The organism is Amycolatopsis sp. CA-128772 (assembly GCF_002904295.1).
Lineage (GTDB): Bacteria > Actinomycetota > Actinomycetes > Mycobacteriales > Pseudonocardiaceae > Amycolatopsis.
Genome location: NZ_PPHG01000087.1, coordinates 1 through 6,882, shown reverse-complemented (window position 1 = coordinate 6,882; position 6,882 = coordinate 1). Strand labels below are relative to the sequence as shown.

Genomic DNA, 6,882 nt, shown 5'->3' with positions numbered 1-6,882 from the left:
CGTGCACCGCACCCTGATGAACGCCAAGATCCACCGCGCCACCGTCACCCAGGCCGACCTGCACTACGTCGGCTCGCTGACCATCGACGCCGACCTGATGGCCGCCGCGGACATCGTCGAGGGGGAACGGGTCCAGGTCGTCGACATCACCAACGGCGCCCGGCTGGAGACCTACGCCATCACCGGCGATCCGGGCTCGGGGGTCATCGGCGTCAACGGCGCGGCCGCGCACCTCGTGCACCCCGGCGACCTCGTCATCATCATCACCTACGCGCAGGTCGACGAGGCCGAGCGCGCCGGGCACCGGCCGCGGGTGGTGCACGTGGACGGCGACAACCGGCAGGTCCACTTCGGACACGACCCGGCCGAGCCGGTGCCGGGTGCGCCCGCGCAGCTGTCCGGCCGTGGGCGTTGACACAGTTGCTTTTGCCAGCCTTACCTAAATAAGGTGTGCCTAAGTTGATGGTCTGCGAGAGGTGCTCATGTCCGTGTTCCAAGGCGCTGGGCTCAGCCGGCGTGGCTTCCTGATCGGGGCGGGTGGCGTCGCGGCCGCTGCGGCCCTCACCGCGTGCGGCAGCGGCGATAAGCCGGCGGCCGGGGGTGCGTCCGGCCCGTGGGAGTTCACCGATGACCGCGGCCAGAAGGCGACGCGCGACCAGCGTCCGGCCCGCGTGGTCGCCTACGCCAGCTCGGCCGCGGCGCTGTGGGACTACGGCGTCCGCCCGGCCGGCGTGTTCGGCCCGCAGAAGACGGCCGACGGCGGCAAGGAGATCCAGGCCGGCAACATCGACCTGAACACCGTCACGTCGATCGGCAACGCCTGGGACGACTTCAGCATGGAGAAGTTCGCGGCGCTGAAGCCGGACCTGGTCGTCACCGGCCTGACCGGCACCAAGCCTACGGACATGTGGGTGCTCACCGGCGACCTCGGGCCCAAGGTGCAGCAGGTGGCGCCGGTCGTCGCGCTGTCGGAGTACAAGGTCACGCTGCCGAAGGTGATCGAGCGCTACGCGCAGCTGGCCGTCGCGCTGGGCGGCGACGCGAACTCGGAGACCATGAAGAAGGCCAAGGAGGACTTCGACAAGGCGTCCGAGGACCTGCGCGCGGCGGCGAAGGAGAAGGCCGGCCTGAAGGTCCTGGTGCTGTACGGCGACAAGGACGGCCTGTACATCGCGAAGCCGGAGTTCTTCGCCGACCTCGCGTACTACCGCGAGCTCGGCCTGGAGATCGTGTCCGGCGGCGGCAGCGAGGACTACTGGGAGCAGCTGTCCTGGGAGCAGGCGGGCAAGTACCCGGCGGACCTGATCCTGACCGACTCGCGCTCGTACGCGCTGCCGCGTGCCCAGATGACGCAGTTCCCGACCTGGAACCAGCTGCCCGCCGTGAAGGCCGGCCAGCTCGGCGACTGGTCGGCCGAGCCGCGCTTCAACCACCTGCTCGCCACGCCGGTCATCCAGAAGCTGACCGCGCTGGTGAAGGGTGCCCGCACGGACATCACCGCCTGAGGAGGCCCGCGATGACCAACCCGTTCGAAGACCCGGCCGGGACGTACCTGGTGCTGGTCAACGCCGAGAACCAGCACAGCCTGTGGCCGGAGGCCACCGAGGTCCCGGCCGGCTGGACGACGGCCTTCGGCCCGGCGTCCCGCCAGGACTGCCTGGATTACGTCGAAGCGAACTGGACGGACATGCGCCCCAAGTCCCTGGCCGACGCCATGGACGCCTGACCCTTCCCCCAACCGACACGCCGGGAGCCACGAGCTCCCGGCGTGTCGTCGTCCCACCCCACCCTCCCGGCACGCGAGCCGACCCTCCCGGCACGCGAGTTCCGCCTTCGATCACGCGAGTTCCGTGCCGGATCACGCGAGTTCCGTGCCGGATCACGCGAGTTCCGCGTACCGCAACGGCCGGCTCGCGTGAGCAGAGGGGCGACTCGCGTGCTCGGAGGGGCGTCACGTGTGATCGGGGGGACGACACGGGGTCAGGTGCGTTGGCCGGACCAGGCCGCCCACAGCTTTGCGTACTGGCCTCCCGCCGCGACCAGCTCGTCGTGGGTTCCGGACTCCGCGACCGCGCCCGCGTCCAGGACCACGATGCGGTCCGACGCCGCGGCCTGGGTCAGGCGGTGGGCGACCACCAGCGCCGTGCGGCCTTCGAGGGCCGCCGCGGCGGCCGACTCCAGGACCCGCGAACCCGCGCTGCCCGCCTCGGCCGTGGCCTCGTCGAGGATCGCGATCGGCGGGTCGGCCAGCACCAGCCGGGCCAGGGCCAGCTGCTGCGCCTGCGTCACCGTCAGCTGGTGACCGCCTTCGCCGACGACCGTCGCGAGGCCGTCCGGCAGGGACGACGCCCAGGTCAACGCCCCCACCTTGGCCAGCGCGGCCCGCAGTTCGGCGTCGGTCGCCGACGGGCGGGCGAGCCGCAGGTCGTCGGCCAGCGGGCCCGCGAAGACGTGGACCTCCTGGCTGATCAGCCCGACCGTCCGGCGGGTGCCCTCCGGCCCCAGCTCGGCCAGGGCCACGCCGCCGAGCGTGACCGACCCCGCGCCCGGGCGGTGGATGCCGGCGATCAGCTTGGCCAGCGTCGTCTTCCCGGCGCCGCTCGCGCCCACCAGCGCCACCCGCTCACCCGGGTCGACGCCGAGGTCGACGTCCCGCAGCACCGGGTGACCGTCCACATAGGAGTAGCCGAGGCCCGCGGTCTTCACCGACGCATCCGCCGGCCGTGACGGCTGCGAAGGCGACGCCTCGGCGGGCAGGTCGGCGACGCCGATCAGCCGCGCGAGGCTGGCCGCGGCCGCTTGGGCGTCGTCGACCAGCGCCAGGGCGGTCGTGATCGGCCCGAACAGGCTGTGGAAGTACAGGGCCGCCGCCGTCGCGACGCCGACCGTCACCGCGTCCGTCCCCACCAGCAGGAACCCCGTCGCCAGCACGGCCGACAGCCCGACGAACTCGGCCAGGTTCAGCCGCGCGTAGAACCGCGTCACCAGCCGGATCCCGCGCAGCGCCAGGGAAACCGCGGCGTCGGACCGGTCGCGCACCCGCGCGAGGTGGGTGTCCGCCAGCCGGAACGCCCGGACCGTCTTCGCGCCGCCGACGGTGTCCAGCAGCTGCTGTTGCTGCGCGCCGACAGCCTCGCGCTGGGCGGCGTACAACGGCTTCGCGCGCGGCACGTACCACCGCACGGTCCACAGCTGGATCGGCACGGCCAGCAGCGCGGCCGGCAGGAACCGCCAGTCGAGCACGGCCAGCGCGCCGAACGTCAGTACCACCGTCAGCACCGACCGGCCCAGCTCGGGCAGCGCCTGCCGGACGCCCTCGGCGACCACCGAGACGTCGTTGGTCACGCGGGCGGTGAGATCACCGGACCCGGCGCGCTCGAGCTGTTCCAGCGGCAGGCCCAGGGCACGCTCGACGAACCGTTCGCGCAGCTCGGCCAGGATCGTCTCGCCCAGCCGGGCGACCAGCGAAACACCGATCGCGGTCGCGACGGCCTGCGCGACCGCGACGAGCACCAGCCCCACCACCGGCGTCACCAGCTCGGCCGCGGACCGCCGGGTGGCGACCAGGTCGACGACCCGGCCGAGCAGCGGGGCGGTGAGCAGGCCGATCGCGGTGGCCGCGACGAGCGTCGTGAACGCGGCGGCCGCGCGGCCCTTCTGCCGGCCGGCCAGCTCGCCGACGACGGCGCGGATCCGGCGGCCGTCGGCCACGGGCAGGAGTTCGCGGGTCATGACAGCACCGCCGCTCGGTAGTCGGGACGGGCGGCCAGCTCGGCGTGACTGCCTTCGCCCGCCACGCGCCCGTCGTCGAGCAGGACGACGCGGTCGGCGGCGGCCAGCAGCGCCGGGCTGGTGGTCACCAGGATCGTGGTGCGGCCGCGCCGCAGTTCGGTGAGCCCGGCGGCGATCCGGGCCTCGGTGACCGTGTCGACGGCGGTCGTCGGGTCGTGCAGCACCAGCACCGGCGCGTCGGCGGCGAGCGCCCGCGCGAGGGCCACCCGCTGACGCTGGCCGCCCGACAGGGACCGCCCGCGTTCGGTGACGGCGGTCGCGGCGCCCTCGGGCAGCGCGCTCGCCACCTCGTCGACGGCGGCCGCGGTCATCGCCTCGGCGGCCAGCGGCCCGGCCGTCACGTTTTCCGCGACCGTCCCGGCGAACAGGTCGGCGTCGTGCGCGGCGACCAGCACCACCTCGCGGACCCGGCCGGGGTCCACAGTGGACAGGTCGACCGAGTCGACCGACACCGAGCCGCCCGCGGGATCGGCCGCGCGGCCGAGGCAGTCCAGCAGGTCCGTCGCGGCGGCCGGGTCGGTGGCGACGACCCCGAGCAGCTCACCCGGGCGCGCCTCGAAGCCGACGTCACGCAGGGCGCCGCGGCTCAGCGCGGACAGCTTGACGTGCCCGGCCGCCGGGGCCGGCAGCGTGGCGTCCCCGGCGCCGACGGCGGGCGGCGCGTCGAGGACGCCGGCGATGCGCGCGGCCGACGCCCGGCCCTGCGCGAGTTCGCCGTTGACCCACGAGAAGATCGTGAACGGCGTGATCAGGTACTGCGCCAGCCCGACCGCGGCGACCAGGTCGCCGACGCTGATTTCGCCCGCCGCGGCCAGGTTGCCGCCGACGAGCGCGACCACGGCGATGAAGATCCCGGTGAGCGCGAGCAGCGCGCCGTTGTGCCACGCCTGCGCGCGGGCGGCGCGCAGCGTCGCCCGCAGGGAATCCTGGCTGGTGCGGCGGTAGCGGTCGACGGCGGCGCGTTCGGCGCCGACCCCCTTCAGCACGCGCAGGCCGGCGACGAGGTCGGTGGCGATGCCGGAGGCGAACGCCGAGCGCTCCTGCTCGGCTTCGCTGCGGCGCTCCAGCGGCTTGCCGATCAGGTGCGCCAGGTACAGCATCGGCGGCGTGCCGAGCAGCACGAGCAGGCCCAGGGGCAGCGACATGGTGAGCAGCGCGACGGCGCTGACCAGCAGCCCGGCCAGGCCGGCGACGCCGAACGGCAGCACGCCGTTGACCGTGCCGACCCGCTTCGCGTCCGACGTCGCGATGCTCACCAGCTCGCCCGCGAGGGTGCCGGAGTCGGCGACGCCGCCGGGGTGCAGGACCCGGCGGCCGAGGTCGAGGCGCAGGTCGTGGGCGGCGCGTTCGGCGGCGCGCTCGCCGAAGCGGGCCCCCAGGCGGTAGCTGGTCGACAGCGCGGCGAAGAGCACGCCCAGCACCGCCAGCCACACCAGCAGCGTGCCGATCGAGCCGTTCGCGACGGCTTGGTCGATGATCACGCCGATCACCACCGGTACCAGTGCTTCGCCGCCTTGGTGGCCCGCGGTCAGCAGCGCCGCCGGCACCACCGATCGTCGTTGCCCGGCAACCGACCGGCGGAGGACCTGCCGTCCCGTCGTGCTCACCCGCGCCTCCCTGTCCAGAGCTGGGATAGGTAAGGCTAGTCTAAGTAAAGAAGTTACGGGAATACGGTCGGCTTCGTCTCAGTCCGCGGTTCGGTCGCCGGTTCGCCGAACCGGGCCAGCGCGAGCGCGGCCACGACGGCGAGGGCGAACCCGGCGATCGCGACGCCCGCGAACCCCGGCCGGGTGCGGTCGCCGAGGACCAGCACCCCGACCAGCGACGGGAACACCGTTTCGCCCAGCACCATCATCGCGGTCGAGGTGGTGACGCTCCCGCGTTGCAACGCCGTCGCGTAGAACAGCATGGCCAGCCCGCCGGCGACCGCGACGGTGTAGGTCGCGGGGTCGGTGAGCAGGTCCAGCGGCGCGAGGCTGGGGATGATCCGGCCGGCGATCGCGACGACCCCGAAGCACAGCCCGGCGACGAGCCCGAGGGCGGGCGTCCGGATCCGGCGGTTCGCCTTGCCCGCGACGACTCCGGCCACGCCGAGCACGGCGACCGCGCCGATCAGGGTGAACCGGAAGCCGAGCCCGACCGGATCGGAGCCTTCGCTTTCGGCGGCGGCGCCGAGCAGGGCCAGTCCGGCGCACACGACGGCGACGGCCCCCCATTCCCGGCGGCCGAGCCGCACGCCGAGGAACCGCGCGGCGACGGCGGTCACGGCGAGGCTCGCGGCGAGCGCGGCCTGCACGACGAACAGCGGCAGCACGTGCAGGGCGGCGATCTGCGCGACGAACCCCAGCACGTCGAGCGAGAGCCCCAGCACGAACTTCCACTGGCCGAGCACCCGGGCCAGCAGTTTCGGGTCGACGCCGTCGGCCCCGGTGTCCGTGGCCCGCGCGGCGACGGACTGCATCACCGAAGCCACGCCGTACGCGCATGCCGCGCCGAGGGCGCAGAGCAGTCCCCACCACATGCGGGTCACTCTATTTGGCGCGGATTCTGTCGGACCGGTGCGGTACGTTGCGGCCATGTCGAACACGAGTTCGAAGACCTACCGTCGCTGGCCGGCTCGGCTGGCCGGCGACGAGCTGCGCCTGCAGCTGGAGTTCCTGCAGTTCCTCCGCGCGACGGCGGTGAACAAGCTGGCGGGCCTGCCGCGCGAGCAGGCGGTGGCGACCCTGCTGCCGACGTCGCCGCGGACGAGCGCGCTGGGCGTGGTGAAGCACCTGACGGCGGTCGAGCGCTGGTGGCTGTGCATCGAGGCGGGCGGGGTGGACCTGCCGTCGCTGTGGGCGGGCAGCCCGGACCCGAGCTGGGACGTGTCGGAGCAGGACACCCCGGCCTCGGTGGTGGCGGCGTACAAGGCGGAGTGGGCGAGGGCGGAGAAGGCTCTGCGCGGCCTGGGCCCGGACGACCGGACGCGGCGGCGGTCGGAGTTCACGGTGCGGTGGGTGGTGGCGCACGTCGTGCAGGAGACCGCGCGGCACGTGGGGCATTTGGACGTGCTGCGGGAGCTGGTCGATGGGGAGGTGGGTGAGTGAG

7 protein-coding genes are annotated in these 6,882 nt (G+C 73.8%); 4 read left to right on the top strand and 3 right to left on the bottom strand.

The annotated features are described in order from the left end of the window. Position 1 precedes the first annotated feature (1 nt). The 3 genes from panD to C2L59_RS37770 all read left to right on the top strand — a co-directional run bounded on the left by panD (position 2) and on the right by C2L59_RS37770 (position 1,726). Positions 2-415 carry an aspartate 1-decarboxylase gene (panD, locus tag C2L59_RS37780; RefSeq protein WP_103354396.1) on the top strand — a complete coding sequence of 138 codons (414 nt, stop codon included), beginning with the start codon at positions 2-4 and terminating at the stop codon, positions 413-415. A gap of 67 nt (positions 416-482) precedes the next feature. Continuing rightward, positions 483-1,505 carry an ABC transporter substrate-binding protein gene (locus C2L59_RS37775; RefSeq protein ID WP_103354395.1) on the top strand — a complete coding sequence of 341 codons (1,023 nt, stop codon included), beginning with the start codon at positions 483-485 and terminating at the stop codon, positions 1,503-1,505. Positions 1,506-1,516: 11 nt separating this feature from the next. After that, complete coding sequence (locus tag C2L59_RS37770) at positions 1,517-1,726, top strand: MbtH family protein (protein ID WP_103354394.1); 210 nt, start codon at positions 1,517-1,519, stop codon at positions 1,724-1,726. Between the two features lie 254 nt (positions 1,727-1,980). On the opposite strand, the gene C2L59_RS37765 is transcribed toward C2L59_RS37770, so the two are convergent. Genes C2L59_RS37765 through C2L59_RS37755 form a run of 3 tightly spaced genes read right to left on the bottom strand, consistent with a single transcriptional unit; the run spans position 1,981 to position 6,313 of the window. Next, positions 1,981-3,732 carry an ABC transporter ATP-binding protein gene (locus tag C2L59_RS37765; protein WP_103354393.1) on the bottom strand — a complete coding sequence of 584 codons (1,752 nt, stop codon included), beginning with the start codon at positions 3,730-3,732 and terminating at the stop codon, positions 1,981-1,983. Continuing rightward, the gene (locus tag C2L59_RS37760; protein ID WP_103354392.1) at positions 3,729-5,399 is read right to left on the bottom strand and encodes an ABC transporter ATP-binding protein; all 1,671 of its coding nucleotides are present in this window, start codon (positions 5,397-5,399) and stop codon (positions 3,729-3,731) included. Before C2L59_RS37760 ends, C2L59_RS37765 begins: the two co-directional genes overlap by 4 nt. Positions 5,400-5,452: 53 nt before the next feature. Then, entirely contained in the window at positions 5,453-6,313 is an 861-nt protein-coding gene (locus tag C2L59_RS37755) for a DMT family transporter (protein WP_199199476.1), read from the bottom strand. Between the two features lie 55 nt (positions 6,314-6,368). On the opposite strand from C2L59_RS37755, the gene C2L59_RS37750 reads away from it, so the two are divergent. Continuing rightward, on the top strand, positions 6,369-6,881 hold the full coding sequence (locus C2L59_RS37750) for a DinB family protein (RefSeq protein ID WP_199199474.1): 513 nt from the start codon (positions 6,369-6,371) through the stop codon (positions 6,879-6,881). The last annotated feature ends 1 nt before the right edge of the window (position 6,882 follow it).

What these genes read in the sequence shown, in the direction of transcription:
- C2L59_RS37775 (WP_103354395.1), top strand. Translation starts at nt 483, where the DNA reads ATGTCCGTGTTCCAAGGCGCTGGGCTCAGCCGGCGTGGCTTCCTGATC.
- C2L59_RS37770 (WP_103354394.1), top strand. Translation starts at nt 1,517, where the DNA reads ATGACCAACCCGTTCGAAGACCCGGCCGGGACGTACCTGGTGCTGGTC.
- C2L59_RS37765 (WP_103354393.1), bottom strand. Translation starts at nt 3,732, where the DNA reads ATGACCCGCGAACTCCTGCCCGTGGCCGACGGCCGCCGGATCCGCGCC.
- C2L59_RS37755 (WP_199199476.1), bottom strand. Translation starts at nt 6,313, where the DNA reads ATGTGGTGGGGACTGCTCTGCGCCCTCGGCGCGGCATGCGCGTACGGC.
- C2L59_RS37750 (WP_199199474.1), top strand. Translation starts at nt 6,369, where the DNA reads ATGTCGAACACGAGTTCGAAGACCTACCGTCGCTGGCCGGCTCGGCTG.